This is a genomic window from Maribacter flavus (assembly GCF_008386635.1).
Taxonomy (GTDB): domain Bacteria; phylum Bacteroidota; class Bacteroidia; order Flavobacteriales; family Flavobacteriaceae; genus Maribacter; species Maribacter flavus.
Map to the genome: position 1 here is coordinate 782,038 of NZ_VUOE01000001.1, position 22,526 is coordinate 804,563.

General features: G+C 43.2%; 19 protein-coding genes. All 19 read left to right on the forward strand.

Features of this window, described 5'->3' with window-relative positions:
* The 19 genes from F0361_RS03470 to F0361_RS03560 all read left to right on the forward strand — a co-directional run bounded on the left by F0361_RS03470 (position 1) and on the right by F0361_RS03560 (position 22,523).
* On the forward strand, positions 1-2,403 hold the full coding sequence (locus tag F0361_RS03470) for a multicopper oxidase domain-containing protein (protein ID WP_154917237.1): 2,403 nt from the start codon (positions 1-3) through the stop codon (positions 2,401-2,403).
* A 28-nt stretch (positions 2,404-2,431) separates the two neighbouring features.
* Positions 2,432-3,028: a DUF3347 domain-containing protein gene (locus tag F0361_RS03475; RefSeq protein ID WP_138257798.1), complete on the forward strand. Its 597-nt coding sequence runs from the start codon at positions 2,432-2,434 to the stop codon at positions 3,026-3,028.
* The gene (locus F0361_RS03480; protein ID WP_138257799.1) at positions 3,029-3,484 is read left to right on the forward strand and encodes a heme-binding domain-containing protein; all 456 of its coding nucleotides are present in this window, start codon (positions 3,029-3,031) and stop codon (positions 3,482-3,484) included.
* A gap of 73 nt (positions 3,485-3,557) precedes the next feature.
* A complete protein-coding gene (locus F0361_RS03485) occupies positions 3,558-6,101 on the forward strand; it encodes a heavy metal translocating P-type ATPase (protein WP_138257800.1) in 2,544 nt (847 codons plus the stop codon).
* Between the two features lie 5 nt (positions 6,102-6,106).
* The gene (locus F0361_RS03490) at positions 6,107-6,814 is read left to right on the forward strand and encodes a PepSY domain-containing protein (protein WP_138257801.1); all 708 of its coding nucleotides are present in this window, start codon (positions 6,107-6,109) and stop codon (positions 6,812-6,814) included.
* A gap of 19 nt (positions 6,815-6,833) precedes the next feature.
* Positions 6,834-7,313 (forward strand): DUF305 domain-containing protein, encoded by a 480-nt coding sequence (locus tag F0361_RS03495; protein ID WP_045802073.1) that lies wholly within the window; start codon positions 6,834-6,836, stop codon positions 7,311-7,313.
* Positions 7,314-7,319: 6 nt separating this feature from the next.
* Entirely contained in the window at positions 7,320-9,029 is a 1,710-nt protein-coding gene (locus F0361_RS03500; protein ID WP_154917238.1) for an efflux RND transporter periplasmic adaptor subunit, read from the forward strand.
* A 44-nt stretch (positions 9,030-9,073) separates the two neighbouring features.
* The gene (locus F0361_RS03505) at positions 9,074-9,382 is read left to right on the forward strand and encodes a DUF6660 family protein (protein ID WP_045802071.1); all 309 of its coding nucleotides are present in this window, start codon (positions 9,074-9,076) and stop codon (positions 9,380-9,382) included.
* Between the two features lie 145 nt (positions 9,383-9,527).
* The gene (locus F0361_RS03510; protein ID WP_154917239.1) at positions 9,528-13,868 is read left to right on the forward strand and encodes a CusA/CzcA family heavy metal efflux RND transporter; all 4,341 of its coding nucleotides are present in this window, start codon (positions 9,528-9,530) and stop codon (positions 13,866-13,868) included.
* 4 nt (positions 13,869-13,872) lie between these two features.
* Positions 13,873-15,075: an efflux RND transporter periplasmic adaptor subunit gene (locus tag F0361_RS03515; RefSeq protein ID WP_149304610.1), complete on the forward strand. Its 1,203-nt coding sequence runs from the start codon at positions 13,873-13,875 to the stop codon at positions 15,073-15,075.
* 16 nt (positions 15,076-15,091) lie between these two features.
* Positions 15,092-15,508 carry a Fur family transcriptional regulator gene (locus tag F0361_RS03520; RefSeq protein WP_154917240.1) on the forward strand — a complete coding sequence of 139 codons (417 nt, stop codon included), beginning with the start codon at positions 15,092-15,094 and terminating at the stop codon, positions 15,506-15,508.
* Between the two features lie 59 nt (positions 15,509-15,567).
* Positions 15,568-15,942 carry a DUF3703 domain-containing protein gene (locus F0361_RS03525; RefSeq protein WP_138257808.1) on the forward strand — a complete coding sequence of 125 codons (375 nt, stop codon included), beginning with the start codon at positions 15,568-15,570 and terminating at the stop codon, positions 15,940-15,942.
* Positions 15,939-17,906, forward strand: a complete 1,968-nt coding sequence (locus F0361_RS03530) for a heavy metal translocating P-type ATPase (protein WP_154917241.1) — start codon at positions 15,939-15,941, stop codon at positions 17,904-17,906. Before F0361_RS03525 ends, F0361_RS03530 begins: the two co-directional genes overlap by 4 nt.
* A gap of 87 nt (positions 17,907-17,993) precedes the next feature.
* Entirely contained in the window at positions 17,994-18,482 is a 489-nt protein-coding gene (locus tag F0361_RS03535) for an asparaginase domain-containing protein (RefSeq protein ID WP_154917242.1), read from the forward strand.
* 5 nt (positions 18,483-18,487) lie between these two features.
* Positions 18,488-19,402 carry a helix-turn-helix domain-containing protein gene (locus F0361_RS03540; protein WP_154917243.1) on the forward strand — a complete coding sequence of 305 codons (915 nt, stop codon included), beginning with the start codon at positions 18,488-18,490 and terminating at the stop codon, positions 19,400-19,402.
* 275 nt (positions 19,403-19,677) lie between these two features.
* Positions 19,678-20,514 (forward strand): RteC domain-containing protein, encoded by an 837-nt coding sequence (locus F0361_RS03545; protein WP_154917244.1) that lies wholly within the window; start codon positions 19,678-19,680, stop codon positions 20,512-20,514.
* A 321-nt stretch (positions 20,515-20,835) separates the two neighbouring features.
* Positions 20,836-21,120 carry a helix-turn-helix domain-containing protein gene (locus F0361_RS03550; RefSeq protein ID WP_045802062.1) on the forward strand — a complete coding sequence of 95 codons (285 nt, stop codon included), beginning with the start codon at positions 20,836-20,838 and terminating at the stop codon, positions 21,118-21,120.
* A gap of 4 nt (positions 21,121-21,124) precedes the next feature.
* Positions 21,125-21,877 carry a hypothetical protein gene (locus tag F0361_RS03555; protein WP_154917245.1) on the forward strand — a complete coding sequence of 251 codons (753 nt, stop codon included), beginning with the start codon at positions 21,125-21,127 and terminating at the stop codon, positions 21,875-21,877.
* A complete protein-coding gene (locus F0361_RS03560; RefSeq protein WP_154917246.1) occupies positions 21,861-22,523 on the forward strand; it encodes an ATPase in 663 nt (220 codons plus the stop codon). The genes F0361_RS03555 and F0361_RS03560 overlap by 17 nt, the downstream gene beginning before the upstream one ends.
* Positions 22,524-22,526 lie beyond the last annotated feature (3 nt).

Consider the following 22,526-nt stretch of genomic DNA (forward strand, 5'->3'; position numbering starts at 1 on the left):
ATGAAAATATTACAAATCACCACCCTATTGCTGTTTTCTTCTACTGTATTTGCCCAAGTAGGCACAAACGGTGCGGACAGAAATGAAGAAGCTAGACCTGTCAAGGAGTATAACTTAACCATTGAAGAAAATGAAATGACGCTCGCTGGTGTAACAGCAAAAGGAATGACCATCAATGGTAGTATTCCTGGACCAGTCTTGGAATTCACCGAGGGCGACCTCGCCATTATCAATGTTACCAATAAAATGGATGTGGAAACCTCTGTACATTGGCACGGGTTGATATTACCCAATTTTTACGATGGCGTTCCCTATTTGACCACGCCACCTATTAAACCAGGAACAACTTTTCAATACAGAATCCCAATCAACCAATCAGGCACCTACTGGTACCATTCCCACACGATGCTACAGGAGCAAAGCGGTGTTTATGGGTCTATTATTATTCACCCAAAAGAAAAAACTCTGGAATATGACAAGGATTTGGTTGTGGTACTCTCTGATTGGACCAACGAAAATCCTATGAATGTTTTGAGAAACCTTAAAAGAGGTAACGAGTGGTATCAGGTCAAAAAAGGTACGGCGGTTCCTTTGGGCAGGGTTATCAAGGAAGGCGCATTTGGTGCACAACTGAAATTTTGGAGAGACCGTATGGAAGGAGCAGATATAGCCGACATCTATTATCCGGCATTTCTGACCAATGGAAAATCATTGGCCGAGTATCCCGAATTCAAAACAGGCGAAAAAGTACGGCTTCGCTTTATCAATGCATCCGCCTCTACCTATTACTGGATGGATTTTGGCGGTGGCAACCCTATGGTCGTTGCGGGCGATGGTATTGATGTGGAACCTGTACCTAAAAGCCGTTTCCTTTTTGGTATTGCCGAAACCTATGATGTTATCGTAACCATCCCTGAAGGTACTTTGGAAGTTACCGCCACCGCTCAAGACGGTTCTGGTAGCACCTCGTTGCGCTTGGGACAGGGAAGCCTGTATCCAGCAAAAAGAATTGAGAGACCGGACAAGGTTGCAATGATGAAACAAATGGCCAAAATGGATATGAAGATGGGCGCCCCTGCAATGGTGGGTAACAAAAAGAAAAAAACACCCGAGTTTTTGAAGGAAAATTACGGGATGAAAATGGATATGAAAGATGGCCAGATGAATATGGGAATGCAAGACAAAATGTCAATGAATAAAGGCGAAATGGGCGACAATATGAAGATGGACGACCATAAGCAAATGAAGATGGATAAAAAGATGGACGGTATGGCAGGAATGAAAAAAGATTCAATGCCAATGAAATCTACCGAACCTTCGCATATGATGGGAGGCCATATGGGGCACGATATGCCTATGATGCAAAAAGACACTTCCTCTTTTGATTACGATACCCGTAAAACCTATTTCAACTATGATTTCTTAAAAGCGAAGGAAAATACCACCTACAAGGCTGATTTGCCCGTAAACGACATTCTATTAAACCTGACCGGAAATATGCAACGCTATGTGTGGAGTATTAACGGTGTGCCACTTTCAGAAACGGATAAGATTAAAATCAGGGGTGGTGAAGTAACCCGCATTACCCTTAACAACCTAACGATGATGCACCACCCGATGCACCTTCACGGGCATTATTTTAGGGTAATCAATGAAAATGGTGAGCGCTCGCCGTTGAAACACACCGTCAATGTGCCACCGATGCAGAAAGTGGTTATCGAGTTCTATAACGAGGAGTATGGCGATTGGTTCTTTCACTGCCACATCCTGTACCATATGATGGGCGGTATGGCTCGCGTATTCAGCTATGATACCCCAAGGGATGAAAGGATGAAAAACTTTCCCGTTCAAAAACTGATTGACGAAACAGACCATTACTATTCTTGGGGATTGTTGCGTGCAGGCTCAAACTTTAATGAACTATTTCTGATGTCAAGCAATATTCGGAATGAATTTGGTTTAAGAGCAGAGTTCGATTATAACAAAAACCTTGAAGCCGAAGTAAACTATAATAGGTATCTCAATGATTGGGTGCGCCTCTATGTAGGAGTAAATACCGAAACTTCTACACCCAACTCGTATGACACCTTTAATACAGTAGGTCTAATTGGTGTAAAATACTTTACGCCTTACCGATTTAATGTAGATGTGAGTGTAGACCATCAACTGCGCCCAAGGATACGTCTCGATAGGGAACTGTTGCTTTTTCCACGCTTTTTCCTTGAAGGGGAATACGAATACCGGGCAGACTTTGGTTGGGTGAACGATATAGGCGATACATCCTATCAGGGCGAAACGCAATGGTTGGTGGGAACCTCTTATATCCTATCCCGAAATTTTTCAATACAAGCAAATTACAATAACCGATATGGCTGGGGTGGCGGTCTTTTAGCCCGATTTTAACAAAGTAACAATTTAAAACAAACACAAAATGAAAACAGTAAAGAGAACGATAGGTACAATGGCACTTGCTACCGTAGTGATGGTAACAGTTTCCTGCAAGGACGGAAATAAGAACGAACCCGCCAAGCCAATGAGCAATGAAATACATCAAGAAAAGATGGATGATAAGGAAGATATGGCTATGGATAACAGCCAAGATGCCAAGGCAGAAGCGATATTGAAGGACTATTTCAACTTGAAGGACGCTTTGGTCAACGATGACAATTCCAAAGCAAAGGAACTGGGCAACACCTTGGCACAATCGCTCAAATCCTTTGATGCATCGAGCTACTCGGACAGCGAGCAGAACGAACTAAACGATATCATTGAGGATGCCACCGAACACGCCGAGCATATTGGCGAGAGCGATATAGCCCACCAACGCGAGCATTTTAAAACGCTTAGCAAGGATATGACCGATATGGTGGCGATAACGGGAACTTCAATGACCATTTATGAGCAGTACTGCCCAATGTACGATAACAATAAAGGCGGTGCTTGGCTAAGTATGAATGAAGAAATCAGAAACCCCTATTTCGGTGCCCAAATGCTAAAATGTGGTAAGGTGCAACGTGAAATCAACTAAGTGAAAATAGTAAAAATCATAGCGTGGATAGCATTGGTTGCCTTTGTGGTCATCCAGTTTTTTCCTGTGGACTATAACCAGAGTGAAACCGTACCACAAACCGATTTTATGCTCGTGAACAATGTACCTGCAACGGTAGAACAATCGTTGCAGGTTTCCTGCTATGATTGCCATAGCAATAATACCGATTATCCTTGGTACAGCAAGGTACAACCCTCTTCTTGGTACTTGGAACATCATATCAAAGAAGGAAAGGCAGAGCTGAATTTCAACGAATGGGGCAACCTTTCCGACCGAAGGAAAAATAGCAAATTACGGTCTATCATAAACCAGATTGAGGATGGGGAAATGCCTTTGGATAGTTACACGCTAATTCATCGGGATGCAATTTTTTCTGAGGCGAACAAAACAGCAGTAATTGACTATATGAATAAACTAAAAGATAGCTTGGAATAAAGTCCTGCTGCGGGAAGGGTAGTATGATGGTTCGTAGTAACCCTTTCCGTAACAGACACAAATTAGTAAAGTAATGAAACACACCTATCACATACACGGAATGACCTGTAACGGTTGCAGAACCCACGTCGAGAAAACGCTCTCTAAAGTGGACGGTGTAATTGATGTATTGGTCGATTTGGAAAAATCTGAAGCGGTCATTGAAATGGAATCGCATATTCCTATCGAATCATTTCAGGAAGCTCTAAAGCAAGATGGTGGTTCGTATAGCATTCACAAATCTGGCAAACATCATCACAAGGATGATTCGGCTAAAGTTAATACTGAGCATAGTCGAAGTACGAAAGCGAAAAAGCAAAAACCAAAAGGCAAGGGAACCGGAACGTTCTACTGCCCGATGCACTGTGAAGGCGATAATACTTATGACAAGCCAGGCGATTGCCCTGTCTGTGGAATGGATTTGGTGGAAGAGCAAAGCTTTTCCGCCAGTTCCCGCAGCGAACAATGGACGTGCCCAATGCATCCTGAAATTGTAAAGGATGAACCGGGAAGCTGCCCCATTTGTGGGATGGACTTGGTACCGATGAAGCCAGATTTGTCCGCAGAGGAAAAAACCTATAAAAAACTGCTCAAAAAGTTCTGGATAGCCACGGCCTTTACACTGCCTATTTTCATCATTGCGATGTCCGAAATGGTCAGCAACAATCCGCTATACGATATTTTGGAACTGAAATACTGGAACTGGATTCAGTTTGCACTTTCCCTACCCGTGGTGTTCTATGCCACTTGGATGTTCTTCGAGCGTGCTTATCGAAGCATAAAAACGTGGAACCTCAATATGTTCACGCTCATTGGCATCGGTGCTGGTGTAGCTTGGTTGTTTAGTGTATTCGGGATGCTGATGCCGGACTTTTTCCCAGACCAGTTCAAGACCGAAGCGGGCACCGTACACGTGTATTTTGAAGCGGCCACGGTCATTCTCACGTTAGTTTTACTTGGCCAACTATTGGAAGCCCGAGCCCATAGCAAGACAAATTCCGCGGTCAAGGAACTTTTAAAACTGGCGCCAAATAAGGCAGTTAAAGTCGTGGATGGTGAGGAACAGGAAGTGGCCATCGACCAAATTGAATTGGGCGATATTCTTCGGGTAAAACCGGGCGATAAAATTCCCGTTGATGGTGTTATCACCGAAGGCGAAACATCCATCGATGAATCGATGATAACGGGCGAACCCATTCCAGTCAACAAGTCAACCGATGATAAAGTCAGTAGCGGAACTATCAACGGCAACCAGTCTTTCCTTATGAAAGCGGAAAAGGTAGGTTCCGACACTTTGCTTTCACAAATCATCCAAATGGTCAATGATGCCAGTCGTAGCCGTGCGCCTATCCAAAAACTGGCCGATACCGTTTCAGGTTACTTTGTGCCCATCGTGGTCATCATCGCCGTAATCACTTTTGGGATTTGGGCAATTTGGGGACCAGAACCAGCTTATGTGTATGCCTTGGTCAATGCCATTGCCGTTTTGATTATCGCCTGTCCCTGTGCATTGGGATTGGCAACACCGATGTCCGTGATGGTCGGTGTGGGTAAGGGTGCACAAAATGGGGTGCTCATCAAGAATGCAGAGGCACTTGAAAAAATGGATAAGGTAGATACCCTTATCGTGGATAAAACGGGAACGATTACCGAAGGAAAACCCACGGTGGAAAAAATGGGGTCTTTTGATAACGGTTTCAGCGATAGCGAAGTACTGCAATACATTGTTTCCCTGAATAATCAAAGTGAGCATCCCCTTGCGGAAGCCACCATCAAATACGGCAAAGAACAAAAAGCTGATTTCTTAAAAGCCGACGGGTTCAATGCCGTAACCGGTAAAGGTGTTGAAGGTAATGTAAACGGTAAAAAGGTGGCTTTAGGAAATGCCAAAATGATGGAATATGCAAAGGCGACGCTTTCCAAAGAAATGGAAGAAAAAGCCCAATTCTTCCAAAAGCAGGGCAAAACCGTTTCCTATCTCGCGATTGATGGAAACCTTGTCGGTTATGTAGTAATTGGTGATAAAATTAAGAAAACGAGTGCCAAGGCCATCAAGGAATTACAGGACAAGGGAATCGATGTGATTATGCTCACGGGCGACAACCACGATACAGCTCAGGCAGTGGCCAACGAACTCAATCTTGCAGATTTTCAAGCGGGAATGCTTCCCGAAAACAAATTGCAGGAAGTTGAAAAACTACAAGAAAATGGAAAAGTCGTGGCGATGGCAGGTGACGGTATCAATGATGCACCTGCTTTGGCAAAAAGCGATGTAGGCATCGCAATGGGAACGGGTACTGATGTGGCCATAGAAAGTGCTGCCATTACTTTGGTCAAAGGCGACCTACACGGTATTGTCAAGGCAAGAAATTTAAGCGATGTGGTAATGCGAAACATTAAGCAGAATCTGTTTTTTGCGATGATATACAACACCTTGGGAATACCCATTGCTGCGGGATTGCTCTATCCATTTTTTGGGATTTTACTATCACCAATGATAGCTGCTTTGGCGATGAGTTTCAGTTCGGTTTCGGTCATAGCCAATTCGCTTAGGCTTAAAGGTTCAAACATTGATTAAGTTATATGGTAAAAAGAAAAACAGCGATAAAAATTAGAAAGGTACACCGCTATTTGGGCATCTTCTTGGGCATCCAGTTCTTGATGTGGACGATAAGTGGGATGTATTTTAGTTGGACAGACATTGACGAAATACACGGTGACCAATTTCGGCAAGACCCAGTAAAGGCATCTGCTTTTACAAGTTTGATAAGTCCATCCGAAGTGAATCTTGAAGAAGCAATAGTCTCGGTAGAACTTCGGGAAATCGGTGGTAAACCCTTTTACTGGATTAATGACAAACAGCTCTTTGATGCCAAGACAGGCAAAGTAAAGAAAGTAATCTCAGAAAGTGAAGCTCTGAAAATCGCTGAACGGAATATGTTGCCGGAACTTCAAGTAAAAGGAATCGAGCGCATCGAGCAAGTAGGCAGCCATAGCGAGTATCGTGGCAGACCGCTTCCGGCCTATGTCATCAGCTATGAAACACCTAAAAACATCAAGGCCTACGTTTCCGAAAAAGATGGCGCATTCCAAACGCTACGTCATCGGGATTGGCGTTGGTTCGACTTTCTATGGATGACCCATACGATGGATTATGAAGGTCGCGACGATTTCAATACAACCGTACTACGTGCCTTTTCCCTACTTGGATTGATTACCGTATTGAGCGGGTTTTTGTTATGGTATATCAGTTCACCAACAATCAGAAAAATAAAAAAGAGAAACAAATAACACCAAAAATTCAAAAACTATGGAACATTCAAAACACGCAAACAAAGGAAAATACAGAACATTTTTTATGATGCTGGCTTGCTCATTTGTAGCAATGTACATCACAATGTATCTCAACACCTATGAACTCGACCACGTATGGTTCAGCCTAACGCGCTTCTATATGGTCTGTCTGGGCATAGCAGCAATGGCAGTCATTATGTGGTTTTTTATGCGGAAGATGTACACCGACAAGAAAAAGAATATTGCCATTCTTTTAGGTAGTTTGGTCTTGTTTTTTGGGGCATTGTTTTTGGTTCGCGACCAAAAATCCACAGTAGGTGACGTACTATGGATGAAAGCAATGATACCGCATCATTCCATCGCTATATTGACCAGTGAACGAGCGGACATCAAAGACCCAGAGGTGAAGAAACTGGCAGAAGAAATCATCAAGGCACAGCGCAGGGAAATTGCCGAAATGAAAGAAATGATTGAACGATTACAGAACGAAAAATAAATAGCTATGAACAAGAATTTCATATATATCGCTATTGCAGTCGTTGTCGGACTGCTTGGTGGTTGGCTCATTTTCGGTGGCTCATCGGAAGAATCTATGACAGATAAGCACGACCATTCCACAGAAGCGGAAGGTCAAATGTGGACCTGCTCGATGCACCCCCAGATTATGCAACCCGAACCAGGTGATTGTCCCATTTGCGGAATGGATTTAATTCCTGCGGAATCAGGTGCTTATGGACTTGCAATGAACGAAATAAAGATGACCAAAAATGCGATGGCATTGGCGGACATCCAAACATCCATCGTGGGAAATGCTTCTGTAGATGATGAGAATATGATTTCCCTTTCGGGAAAAATCAAGATGAACGAGGAAGAAAATGCGGTGCAGGCCAGTTATTTCGATGGTAGAATTGAACGGCTCAACGTCAATTTTGAAGGTCAGGAAGTACAAAAAGGGCAATTGTTGGCAACCATTTATGCACCTAATCTGATAGCTGCTCAGCAAGAATTGATTACTGCGGCTTCGCTAAAAGAATCGCAACCCTCACTATACAAGGCGGTACGCAACAAACTGAAACTTTGGAAACTCTCGGAAGCCCAAATCAATAGCATAGAGGAATCCGGCAAGGTCAAAGAGAACTTTCCGATTTATGCGACCGTATCCGGAACGGTTTCAGAAAAAATGGCTGCCGAAGGCGACTATGTAAAACAGGGACAGCCCATTGTAAAGGTGAGTAACCTAAACTCTGTATGGGCGGAATTTGATGCCTACGAAAACCAGATTTCAGAGTTTAAAAAAGGGCAGAAAATTTCAGTAACGACAAATGCTTATCCAAATAAGGAATTTGATGCAACGGTCTCATTTATAGACCCTGTTCTGAATACCCAAACCCGCACCGTAACCGTTCGGGCCAATCTCAAAAATAGCGATGGAATGCTAAAACCCGGAATGTTCGTAACTGGCAAAGTAGAAGGAACAACGGTAAATACGGAATCAAACCTGACCATACCTGCAAGTGCTGTGATGTGGACGGGTGAACGGTCTTTGGTGTACATCAAAACCAACGCCAACGAACCTGTTTTTGAAATGCGGGAAGTTACTCTTGGCAATCGCAATGGCGATATGTTTACGGTTACATCCGGTTTAAAAAATGGCGATGAGATTGTGACCAATGGCACTTTTACCGTAGATGCAGCTGCGCAATTGCAGGGGAAGAAATCGATGATGAATCAAAGTACTGAAGAAGAGAAAGAAATGATGGCGATGGAAATGTCACTTTCAACTTCTTTTCAAGAACAGTTTGTGAAGGCTTTGCCGTCATACCTTGAACTCAAAGATGCTTTGGTAGCGAGTAATGCAGAAAAAGTTTCCGATTTTGCGAAAGTATCTTCCGAAAAAATGAAGGTGATATCACAAAAAGATTTGGACAAAATGCTCAAAACCCATCTATCCAAAAGTATTGAAATGCTGGATGCCATTGCAAGTAATTCTAATTTAGAAAACCAACGTAGTCATTTCGTCATTCTCAATGAAAATTTGGTTGCAATAGCAATGAATCTCGAAAGCATTGACAACCCCCTATACGTTCAAAAATGCCCAATGGCAAACAACAATAAAGGTGCGGTTTGGTTGAGCACCGAAGAAGAAATCCGTAATCCTTATTATGGTGATGCGATGTTAACGTGCGGTAGTGTGATTGATTCGTTGAAATAGGACTTTGCAACCCTGTTGCACCGAAATTCTGTTATCTTTGCATCGTGAAAGTTTTGGCAATCATATTATCGATTTACTTCTTGGCGCTCAATGTGGTGCCTTGTAGCGATGTTGGTGATGTCGCCGACGATTCCCAAACCGTTTCAGTAGTTGATTTTGATGGTGACCACGGTGACGATTGCGAACTTTGCTCACCGTTCTGCCAGTGCCACTGCTGTCACGTTCACACGATACACTTTGGTATTGCTAACTTCGAACCGCTTCAAGCGACCATTCCACAGGATAACTTTGCCCACTTCGACAGTATCGGTAAGGATATTACTTTCTCTCTCTTTCAGCCCCCGCAGGTTTAATTCAGTTTTACAGGATTACTATATCCAGTTTTGAAGTTTTCAGCTTTAGGAAACTTCAAATGGTGTATTTGCCTTGCGCGCCTGTCCAAAGCGCAGTCGAAGGGAAAGCACAATTTCATTTTTAACTGAATTAACACCTAAATCTATGATTAACAGAATCATTGATTTTTCAATCAATAACAAATTTATTATCGGTCTGCTTACACTGGCACTCATCGGTGCCGGTATCTACAGTATGACCCAAGTTCCCATAGATGCTGTGCCGGATATAACCAACAACCAGGTACAGGTCATCACGCAATCGCCCAATCTGGGTACAGAGGATATCGAACAGTTCGTAACCTATCCCGTGGAAGTGGCGATGAGCAACCTTCCCGATGTCAAGGAAATCCGTTCGATTTCCCGATTCGGGCTATCGGTGGTAACGGTAGTTTTTGACGATGATATGGGAACCTTTTTGCCACGCCAGCTCGTTTCCGAAAAACTGACTGAGGTACGCGATCAAATTCCAGAGGAATTGGGCCAGCCATCGATGGGACCTATTACAACTGGTTTGGGCGAAGTGTACCAATACACCTTAAAGGTCAAGCCTGAGTTTCAGGACGAGTATTCCCTTGCCGACTTGCGCACGATGCAGGATTGGATTGTACAACGACAAATGGCGATGGTGCCTGGCGTCGTTGAAATCAATGCGATAGGTGGAAAGATTAAACAATATGAAGTGGCCGTTGACCCCAACGAATTGAAGGCTATCGGGCTTACCATTACCGATGTATTTAAAGCTTTGGAAGCAAACAATAGGAATACGGGTGGTGCCTACATCGAAAAGAACCACCAGGCCAACTTCATTCGGGGTGAAGGTTTGGTACGCAACCTCAATGACATCAAGAAAATCGTTATTAAAAATGAAAATGGTGTGCCCATCACCGTAAACGATGTGGCCGATGTACGCTTCAGTTCCGCCGTTCGCTATGGGGCATTAACGCAGGATGGCGAAGGCGAGGTCGTCGGTGGACTGGTGATGATGCTCAAAGGCGCAAACTCAAACGAGGTCATTGTCCGCGTTAAGGATAGGATGGCGGAAATCCAGAAATCACTTCCCGAAGGCGTGGTCATCGAACCATTGTTGGATAGAAGTAAACTCATAAGTGAGACAACGGGCACGGTACGCAACAATCTTCTGGAAGGCGCGCTCATCGTGATTTTTGTACTCGTCTTTCTTTTGGGGAACTGGCGTGGCGGACTGATTGTGGCATCGACCATTCCCCTATCCCTATTGTTTGCCTTTATCCTAATGAATGTTTTTGACGTATGGGCGAACCTGATGAGCTTGGGTGCAATCGACTTTGGTATTATCGTAGATGGGGCGGTCATTATCGTGGAAGCGAGTGTATTTCTTATGGCCAGTTATGTGCTTAAAAAGAAATCTTTGGATAAGAAAGACCGTGACGAAATTGCAGCCGATGCATCCAAAAAAATGATGAACGCAGCCTTCTTCGGACAGCTGATAATCCTTATCGTTTTCCTACCCATCTTGGCATTGGAAGGTGTCGAGGGCAAGATGTTCCAGCCTATGGCACTTACGTTCATCTTTGCGATGATTGGTGCAATGGTTTTATGTCTGACCTATGTGCCGATGATGTCCGCATTATTCCTGAAACCGCCAAAAAAGGAAAAGAAATCGTGGGGCGACCGTTTTGTACATTGGGTACAACGCAAGTATGAGCCCCTATTGTTAAATGCCTTGGAAAAAGGAAAATGGGTCGTTAGTATTGCGGTGGCCATCTTTGCCGTGGCTATCTTCACGTTCACTAAAATGGGCGGTGAGTTCATACCGCAATTGGACGAGGGCGATATTGCTTTCCACGCTATTTTGAAACCCGGAAGCTCATTGAGCGAGACCATCGAGACCACCACAAAAATAGAACGCATCGTAAAGGCCGAATTTCCCGAAGTGGAAAAAATAGTTAGCCGTATCGGTGTTGCGGAAGTGCCTACCGACCCAATGCCTATGGACTTTGCCGATGTATTCGTAATCCTGAAACCGCAGGACGAATGGGTTTCTGCCGAATCCAAGGATGAACTTATTGACAAGATGAAGGATGCGGTGAGCATTATCCCTGGTGTCAATTATGAATTTACGCAACCCATCGAAATGCGGTTCAATGAACTATTGGAAGGCATCCGTGAGGATATTGCCATTAAGATATACGGTGAGGATATCGATGTACTTGCGTCCAAAGCGGACGAGATTACCAAAATCATCGCAGGTACTGAAGGTATAGGCGATATGCGGGCAGAAGCCACATCGGGCTTACCGCAGATGACGATAAAGTACAATCGAAACAAACTGGCCCAATACGGCGTAAGCATCGACCAACTCAATATGATGGTGCAATCCGCTTTTGCAGGTGGGTACGCAGGGGTCATTTTTGAAGGTGAAAAGCGTTTTGATTTGGTGGTAAGGCTCGATGAGCAGAACCGAAGCGATATCAACGATATCCGTAATCTCTATATCAATCTACCGAACGGTTCACAAATTCCACTTCACGAACTGGCGGCCATCGAATACACACCGGGACCGATGCAGATAAGCAGGGACAATACCAATCGCAGAACCTATGTAGGCGTTAATGTACGTGGTCGCGATGTGGAATCGCTGGTCAATGAGATAAGGGACAAGCTGGATGCAAACCTCGATTTACCCCCAGGTTATTTTATCCGCTATGGTGGTGCCTTTGAAAATCTGGAAAGGGCCAGCGACCGATTGCAGACCGTGGTTCCTATTGCGCTATTACTCATATTCATCCTGATATATTTTGCATTAAAATCCTTTCCGCAGACGTTGATGATTTATCTGGCCATACCGATGGCGACTATTGGTGGCGTGTTCGCTCTCTGGCTTAGGGATATGCCCTTTAGTATTTCCGCAGGGGTTGGCTTTATCGTGCTTTTTGGGGTTGCCGTACTGAACGGATTGGTAATGATTAGCGGATTCAACGAACTGAAAGAGGAAGGCGTTATAAACCTAAAAGAGCGAATCGTTGAAGGAACAAAAAGAAGGGTACGCCCCATTATGCTCACGGCCTTTACCGATATCCTTGGGTTTCTGCCAATGGCAATTTCCGCATCGGCAGGGGCAGAAGTTCAGCGACCGTTGGCAACGGTCGTTATCGGTGGATTGATTACATCCACCTTGTTGACTCTATTCATTCTTCCCATTTTCTATCAATGGGTAGAAAGACGTTCGGAACGCAAGATAAAGGTCAATCCGAAAATCGTAACCGCTTCTGCGGTGGTCTGTTTCTTTTTTGCTTTCGCGAAAGCGGAAGCGCAACAAGTTCGGCAGAACGATACATTACCTGTTGTTTCATTGGAACAAGCGGTAGAAATATCCAAAGAAAACTATCCGCTATTGAAAACAAAACAACTGGAAATTCAAAAGCAGAACGCCCTAAAAGGTACGGCCTATGATTTAGGGAATACCCAAGTGTTTACCGGTGGTGAGGAAGTTTCTGATGGTCAGGGCATTTATACCCTTGTTGGCGTGGTTCAACAGAATATCAACCTGTTCGGTATCGGTGCGAAGAAGCGGTTGCAAAAACAGCGTATCGCCTTGGCGGAAACCGCACTTGACTTTACCGCATTGCAAGTGGAACAGGAAGTCAAAAAAGCTTGGTCACAGGCCTATCAGCAACGGCAGAAATTTGAACTGTATCGTGAACTGGATTCCATCTACTCGCAATTTGAAAAGGCGATTGAACTGAATTACGAGGTAGAGGCCATTTCACGTTTGGAATATTCATCGGCAACCAATCAGGCATTTCAAATCAACAATAAACTTCAACAGGCCGAAAGTGACTATGCCATTGCCCTACAGAAGCTTAATCTTTGGTTGGTTTCCGACACGTTCTATACTGTTCCCGACACCCTTGATGAAAATGAAATGGCAGTACTGGGAATTCCATCAACCATAGAAACCCATCCAGAACTGGAACTTTCGCGAAAGCGGATTGAGGAAGCCCAATCCAGCTACCAAGCTGAACGTTCCGATTTGTTGCCCAATCTCAACCTTCAGGGCGGATTGCAACGGGTGAATGGCAGTAACGGATTCTACACTTATCAGGCAGGAATATCCCTTCCATTGTTTTCTGGTACAGAACGCAGTCAGGCCAAGGCAGCCAAAATCCAAAGTGAAATTGCAAAAGCCAATGCGGACTTTACCAAACGCCAACTGCAATCGGAATATCGACAAGCTGTACAAGCGTATCAAAAATGGGAAGCATCCTGGCGATTCTATAAGGACAAGGCCTTACCGCTTGCCGAGGAACAGCGACAGGGTGCGTTATTAGCCTATAAGGAAGGTGCCGTGGATTATGCCGCATTCACCCAAATTATTAGGGATGCCATACAGACGGAAATGGATGCGCTGGACGCGCTCGACAATTATCTAAAATCAGTTTTTGCACTACAATATTTCAAATAATAAAATGAAGAATCTATCAAAATACACAGCTATTGGTTTGTTGGCGATGCTTTTGGCGTTGACCGCTTGTGGCGATTCCAACAAAGAAACCGCAGGGAATAAAAATGCCAATCTGGAAATGGAAAAAGAACATTCCGAGGGTGAAGCCGAGGAAGTAATGCTCACAGCTAAACAGTTCGATGCACTACAAATGGAAATCGACACCCTGCAAATGCGGAATATGAGCGGTTATGTGCAAGCCAACGGGCAGTTGGAAGTCCCACCTCAGAACGAGGCCACCATCACAACGGTAGTAGGTGCCAACGTGGTATCCATCGAAGTTATCGAGGGTGATAAGGTTAATAAGGGGCAAACGGTCGCCTATCTGTCCCACCCCAATATCATCGAGAAACAAACGGATTACCTCAATGCTTTCAGTAATAGTCAATTTCTTAAAAAGGAATATGAGCGGCAAAAAACCCTGTACGATGCAGGTGTCGGCAGCGGTGCCAATTTTCAAAAGGCAGAAGCCGAATACCAGGCATCCCGAAGTATGGTAAAAGGTCTTGAGGCGCAACTGCAACAGTTGAGTATCAGCGCACCAGGCGTAAGAAACGGTACAATTTATCAGCGTGTATCTCTTAGAAGCCCCATTGAAGGATTCGTCCAAAAAGTAGAAATTAAGACTGGGCAGTACGTAGAACCACAGACCGACCTTATGGAAATTGTGGACACCCATCACGTACACGCAGATTTGATGGTTTTCGAAAAGGATGTCCATAAGGTGAAAGAAGGGCAAAAAGTGGTTTTCAATGTACAGTCCATTCCCGGAAAGGAACTGACTGCCGAAATCTATTCCGTAGGAAAGACCTTTGAACAAAATCCGAAGGCTATTCACGTACACGCTGAAATCGAGAACAAGGAAGGCAACCTGATTCCCGGGATGTACATTCAGGGGCGCATCCAAACGGAAAATACACAAACTAAGGCGATGCCCGAAGCTGCCATAGCAGCCGATGGCGAGAGATTCTTTGTATTCTCGGCAGAAAAGGAAGGTGACGATTGGTCATTCAAACCCATTGAAATCACCAAAGGCACCCACGATGGCGATTGGATTGCCATTGATTTTTTGAGCGAACAAGAACCGAACACACAATACGCCTATAACAACGCCTACTACCTAATGGCGGAACTAAAAAAGGGCGAAGCGGAAGAACACGGACATTAATACAGACAATTATAAAATGAAAAAAATAGAACAAAGACTCACTGAAAATGGCGTTCGCCCGACGGCGATGCGGTTATTGATTTATAAATATTTGGCAGAAAAGGAAGTAGCCATATCATTGACAGATATTGAAGCCGCTTTCGCGAAAGCAGAGCGTACGACTTTATATAGAACGTTGCGCACCTTTGAAGAAAAGAAAATTGTGCACCAAATAGATGATGGTACAGGCATACAAAAATATGCACTTTGTGAGCCTGGTTGCGATTGTAACCTTGAACAAGATTTGCACCTGCATTTCCTTTGTAACAATTGCGATGAGACCGTTTGCCTGACCGAACATAAGATTCCACATATCAATCTGCCAGAAGGCTTTGTGGCAGAGGATGCCAATTTGGTACTGAAGGGTATTTGTGACAAATGCAGCGGACAATAATGCACTTCCGTTGCATAGGTCAGATACATACCTTGCACTTTAAAAATGAATAATAAATAATGAAATTTAATACCACCATACCAATAGGCCTTAGAGCATTTTATTTAGATGAACTGAACCTATATCGTTCTTCATTACATAGTGGAAATTCATCCCAAGCTTGGCATCACCTTGAACGTTCCCATATTCTCGGTCAATCCTACCCGTTGGAACATACCTATACCCATTGGTCAATGTTAAAATTCGGGTTACGTCAGCGAAACACAAAAGAAGTTCTGGGTCAGGTGTTGCGACTTTTGGTTGGTGGTTGGAAATCATTTATCGACCACGTACCCATTGGAAATACCGGTGGAAGCGATGTGCCACCATTGAAAAGAATGGAAATGCCCGAAGACATAGCCAAAATTTTAAATAAATACCGAAAAACGCAATGAAAAAGAAAAAAGTAAACTTACGGGATTTAGACCCGAAAGAACATCAAGGTGAGCACAGTCACGATGACGGACATAACCATAGCAGTGCCGCAGAGGTATCCAATTTTAAGACCTACTTGCCCGCCATTTTCAGCTTTTTAATGCTGATTACGGGCATTGCCATAGATTATTTCGATACGTTCCCATTCTTCAGGGGCTGGGTGCGGATTATTTGGTACACTGTAGCTTACATTCCCGTTGGGTTTCCTGTAATTAAAGAAGGCTGGAACAGTATCAGGAACGGTGATTTCTTTACGGAATTTTTCTTGATGTCCATTGCCACCTTGGGGGCATTTGCCATAGGCGAATATCCCGAGGGTGTGGCCGTAATGCTATTTTATGCCGTGGGCGAACTCTTCCAGAACGCTGCGGTAAATAGGGCGAAGGGAAATATAAAGGCACTTTTGGATGCGCGACCCGATGAAGCATTGGTTTATAGAAATGAGGATTTTGTTTCGGTCAATCCCGAAACGGTCGAGATTGGTGAAAGAATTCAGGTTCGCGTAGGCGAAAAAATTCCTTTGGACGGCATTTTACTTTCAGAAAAAGCATCGCTGAACACGGCTGCCATTACCGGTGAAAGCAAACCCGATACCATTGCCAAGAGCGAAAAAATCTATGCAGGAAGCATCAACTTGGATGGGGTCATTGAAGTAAAGACTACCAAAGAATTTAAGGACAGTTCCATCGCCCGAATCTTGGATATGGTTCAGAACGCTACCGCCCGAAAATCTAAAACGGAGCTGTTCATTAGAAAATTCGCCAGAATTTATACACCCATCGTGGTTTTCCTTGCCATCGGACTGACGTTTTTGCCCTATTTCTTCGTGGACGATTATGTGTTTAGGGATTGGCTCTACCGCGCTCTGATTTTCTTGGTAATTTCCTGTCCCTGTGCCTTGGTCATATCCATTCCCTTGGGCTATTTTGGCGGATTAGGTGCGGCATCCCGCAACGGGATTTTGTTCAAAGGTGCGTCCTTTCTCGATGCGATTACCAAGGTAAATACCGTGGTAATGGACAAAACGGGTACAGTTACCAAAGGGGTCTTCAAGATTAAGGAAGTGGTCAATAAATCCAATTTTGCAGAAGCGGAATTTATGCAATACCTGATGGCGATGGAAAAACAATCCACCCATCCCATTGCAAAAGCGATACTGGAATATAAGGCCGATGGTGCCGATTTTGAAGCAACCGAAGTTTCCGAAGTTGCTGGAAAGGGACTGAAAGGTACGGTCAATGGAAAGCAGGTATTAGTGGGCAATAAAGCTTTGATGGTTTCTAATAGCATCGAAGTTCCCTCTGAGACCGATACTATAGTCGAATCCATAGTAATGGTAGCCATCGACGGAAAGTTTGCCGGATATGTAACCATTGCCGATGAACTGAAGGAAGATGCACACCAAGCCATCAATCAGATACGAGAAGCGGGTATCTCTAAAATCATAATGCTCTCGGGCGACAAGGATTCCATTACCCAACAGGTGTCTGAAGAATTGAATATCGATTGGGCGAAAGGTGGTCTGCTACCGGAAGATAAACTGAACGAAGTCGAGAAACTCAAAAAACAACCTTATACGACTGTAGCCTTTATGGGCGATGGCATCAATGATGCGCCCGTACTTGCTGCAAGCGATGTAGGTATCGCAATGGGCGGTTTGGGAAGCGATGTCGCCATCGAAACCGCAGATGTCATCATTCAGACCGACCAACCGAGCAAGATTGCCAGGGCGGTCAAAATCGGTCGTTCCACCCGTAGGATTGTCTGGCAGAATATCGGTCTGGCCTTTGGGGTAAAGGTTGTCGTCCTTATCCTTGGTGCAGGTGGTTTGGCCACGATGTGGGAAGCGGTTTTTGCCGATGTTGGGGTAGCATTATTGGCAATCTTTAATGCTGTGCGGTTGCAGAAAAAGAGGTGGGAATGATATTCTTTCCAAGTCTTTAATGCGATGTTATTTAATATTTACCGTTAAAAATCTGCTATCTTTATAGGTCACAACAAGTCCTATTTTATGATACATATTCTTACAACAGGCGGCACCATCGAAGGACTGGATTATGTGGACGGAAAAGGTGTAACCCAATCAAATGTCACGATTCAAGGTTTTCTTGAGAAAGCCAATGTTGATTTTGATTACACCATCGAAAGTGTGTTCAAAAAGGATAGCAGGGTCGTCACAGATGAGGACAGAGCGCAGTTGGTTTGCAAGATTAAGGAATCTGCTGCGACAAAGATTTTGATAACTCACGGTACTTTCACAATGGAAGATACCGCAAAATATATCGGAAAACTCAACCTGAATAAAACCATCGTACTGGTTGGGTCTTTCATTTTAGGTTCATCTGCAGAGACAGATGCACCGTTTAATTTAGGCTATGCACTAAGCTCATTACAGCTTCTAAAACCGGATGTTTATATTGCTATGAACGGACAGATTTTCAATTGGAACAACGTTTCAAAGAATTTAGAAACCAACAAATTTGAGCGCAATGACCAGTAAAGTAAATGTTCGGCACGTCAATACATTGGACAACTTTCTTTTATCTTTTAATAGATACGGTCATTGTATTGCTCACTTTTTACTTTTCAAGAAGGAATACACGAAGTAGCCTTCGACGGTTTTTATATCTCGGCATACTTTTCATTACGTACAATGCCACGGGTGGATTTTTACCCATCTATAACTTTCCGGGACCATTCATCCTTCAATATATAATTACGTATGGTGTGGCCATTGCATTATGCGTTTACATTGTTTACTACCTCTATAAAGAATATGACATCGTCGTATTGAAATTCAACTCATCTATTAAAAATCTCGCATTTTTAGCGAGTGGCAGCTATGTTGTTCTTTTTTTGATGCCCTATTTTTTGACAGACTCTTTGGATGCGGCTCGCTTTCTTTTTACTATTCCAATATCCTTAATAGCATTTATATTTCTCATCATCTTTTACAGGCGTATTTCGAATCCGAGCAATCCGAATGCCTTTATTTTAAGGCGAAACAAATTGTCTATGGTGAGCGTAGCGAGTATAGCCCTGTTGCCCATTTGCACCGTGATAGGCGATTATCAATGGATAACTTTTACCGTAATGAATTTGGCCTTCTTTGCCATTACAGCGATTGAGGTAGATAGGTATCTATACTTTTTGGAAAACAATACCCGAATGTATGAAGTGTTTGCCCTTAAGAAAAAACAGCGCGAGGAATCCGTAGAGCGCAAAATTATATATGAGGATTTGACACGGCGGGAAATTGAAGTTGCGCTATCCATTCTTAGCAATCTTAGTTATAAGAAAATTGCCGAGGAACTTTTCATAGCCGAAAGCACGGTATCAAAACACGCCTCAAACATCTTCAAGAAAACGGGTGTGAAGAACCGTCGTGAATTCTTAAAGCGATTTCGCAAAAAAAGATAATTAAATTTCCTCTCTAAAGACCTAAGCATATTCAGTGTCTCACAGGGTTTCCGTAGAAAAATACGGCTCGTTCCGTAATTAAATACGGTAAGTTTTCCTTGTACGTTTACGAAGTAAAATTATTTTAGTGAGAGTTCCATAAAATACACCAATGAACCACAAATTAAATGACCTGTGGCATTCATTTATATCATTTTGCAGGACTATGATATCATCTAACCAACCGCATCAACTAAATCCCATTTCTATGGTTTCATATCAAAATACACCTGCTTATGGACTTTCAATTATTAACACAGCGACTAAAAAAAGAACTTGATGATATAAAACTTCAAAACGAGAGCATCCGTGAAAGGGCACACCGTTCCATTGGGCTCTGCCGTGATTCATTAAGCACACTTAAAAAAGAGGTCCTGTCGCAAGGCTTCAAATCCATTCAAGACGAAATCCATTTTTTTAAAGTAACCAAACAAGTCCCTCTCGTTGAGTTAATCTACTATTCCGAAATCCATTCGTTTGAAATCCAGTTCCCGAAAATCGACTTAAAAAGTCAGCTTAAATCCATCAAAAAGAAAAGCAACAAACTCAATCGATTCTTTCTCTATAATTTGGACTACGGAAGATACATTGAATCAGGGCAGACGCATTTTGATAAAGAATATTATACTCGTGATTATCTCAATGGGTATCATATCACACTTTCCAAATTCTATTTTCAAGACCCGGAATTTTGCACAGCACGAGATATGTTGCTCGGCAAATACAATGCCTACAAGTCCCTGACCAAATATTTAGTGGACAAGCAGAACAGATTGAAGAACGGGCTGAACAGAAATGAGATTTCCTTATCTCACACCGAAAAAATGCATTGGCCGTTTAGCAATACAGACTATGTGGAACTCATTTATGCGCTTCACGCAAAAGGGCTTGGCGCTAAAAACAATCTGAGCATTGTTAAAATTTCAGATTATTTAAGCCAGATTTTCGATGTTGAGCCGAAAGACATCTATAAAACCTATCAAGACATTAAATACAGGAAAAAAAGCCGAACCCTTTTCCTCGATGAGCTGTCCACTTCCCTTCTTTCTGAAATGGATAAAAGCGAGAAATAATCACTTATAGCAACGGTTTATCCATCAAATCAAAATGTTAAAAAAGACCGTAGTGCGGTTGACCTACGGTGTTTTGGTTTTCAGCGTATTGCTCATTTAATGTTAATCATTTTATAGATAGAATTTCGAAGTCACACTCTCAAATACCTTCAAAACACCCCAAATTTCAAGATGTTAAATTTTCACCGTAGTACGGTCGTACTGGGGAAGAAAATCCAGTAATCCACAGCAAATTTGTAGAACGAAAGTCAAATCGGGTTAAGGGCTATCATTAAAAATTTTAAACCTATGATAGTCCTTTTCTTTTAAAATCGTTCTATTATGCCGACAAGTATTATCACCACAGACGACCTTCGGGAATTCAAAATGGAATTGCTCGATGACATCAAAAATTTATTGTCCAAACAGGCTTCTGGAAAAATCAAGAAATATCTTAAATCTTCCGAAGTAATGGATTTGCTTCAAGTGAGTCCGGGAACACTTCAGAACCTTCGCATCAATGGCACCTTGCCATACACTAAGGTAGGCGGAATCATCTATTATGATGCCGAGGAAATTCAAAAGGTAATGGATGCCAACCGTGTGCACCACGGGTTAAATTCCTGAAACTATGAACTACATAAAGCTACTCAACGCGGCTTTTGAAACGTTCTATTTTGATGACCGCCTAAATCCTACCCATATCAGTCTGTATATGGCGCTGTTCCAGGAATGGAACAGTTGCCGCTTTATGGACGAATTCTATGTAAACCGCAGGGAATTGATGCGCGTGGCCAAAATTGGATCAAAATCTACCTACCATCGTTGCATAACAGAGCTTCACTCGTGGGAATACCTATCCTACTTTCCATCCAATAATCCGTATAAGGGCAGTAAAATCAAGATGTCCATTATCGGTACAAGTGATGAACCAGCTACGGGACAGTACAATCCCATTTTGGAACAGCTTGCGGAACAGTACTATCCCAGAGGTGTACCGCTTGAGGGACACCACCATCCCAAAAATGGACAGGAAGTGTACCAACGCCGTCCCATAGGTGGACAAGCATTGGTATCTAATACAAACAATATCAAACAAGAAAACTACATAAAACAGCCAAAGGACTGTCTGGCTGTCGTTGATTTTTTTGAAGAAAAGAATTTTGATAAAGCTGAAGCTGAAAAGTTTTACCAGCACTACGCTGAACGAGATTGGCAAACAGGCGATGGCGAACCGATTCGCTATTGGCGAGCTGTGGCCATCAATTGGATGGACAGAACCGAATTATTTGAGTCAGAAAACAAGCCAAAGAAAAAACAACCGTCCCAAATCAAGGACAACTTGCGAACCACTAAAACAAAAGACTATGGGCAACCCCTCTAAAATCACCGAAGGCGGCGTGGAATATTCGCTGGGCAAGTTTGATGGAAAGAGTGTTCTCTATGACTTCCCGAAAATCTTAATCTACCTGAATGCCAAGGGCAAATTGTTGTTTGGTAAAAAGTTTAGGATTTATGATGAGGACAAGGGCATTCTGTTGAAGCTCTGTTCCTATTTCATCAAGGACAAGGAAAACTGCGAAAAATATGAAATTGATGTCGAGAAGGGTATTCTACTTTCCGGACCTGTTGGTTGTGGAAAAACCAGTTTGATGAAATTGTTGCGCCATATTGTGCCTTTACAACGCCCTTATGAAATGATTCCCTGCCGGAATGTAACCTTTAGTTTCAACCACTTGGGCTTTAAAACGGTTGAGGAATACGGCAATACAAAATTCTACTGCTTTGATGATTTGGGCGTTGAGCCATTTGGTCGTTTCTACGGAAAGGATCTCAATGTGATGGGCGAAGTGCTACTCTCACGATATGAACTATACCTTGATACCAAACGGAAAATAAAGACCCACGCCACCACAAACCTCAATGCAGAAGAACTGGAAGAACGATACGGCAACCGCGTTCGTAGCCGGATGCGGGAACTCTTTAACTTGATTGCTTTTGAAAAAGGGGCTGTGGATAAGAGGAAATGAGCG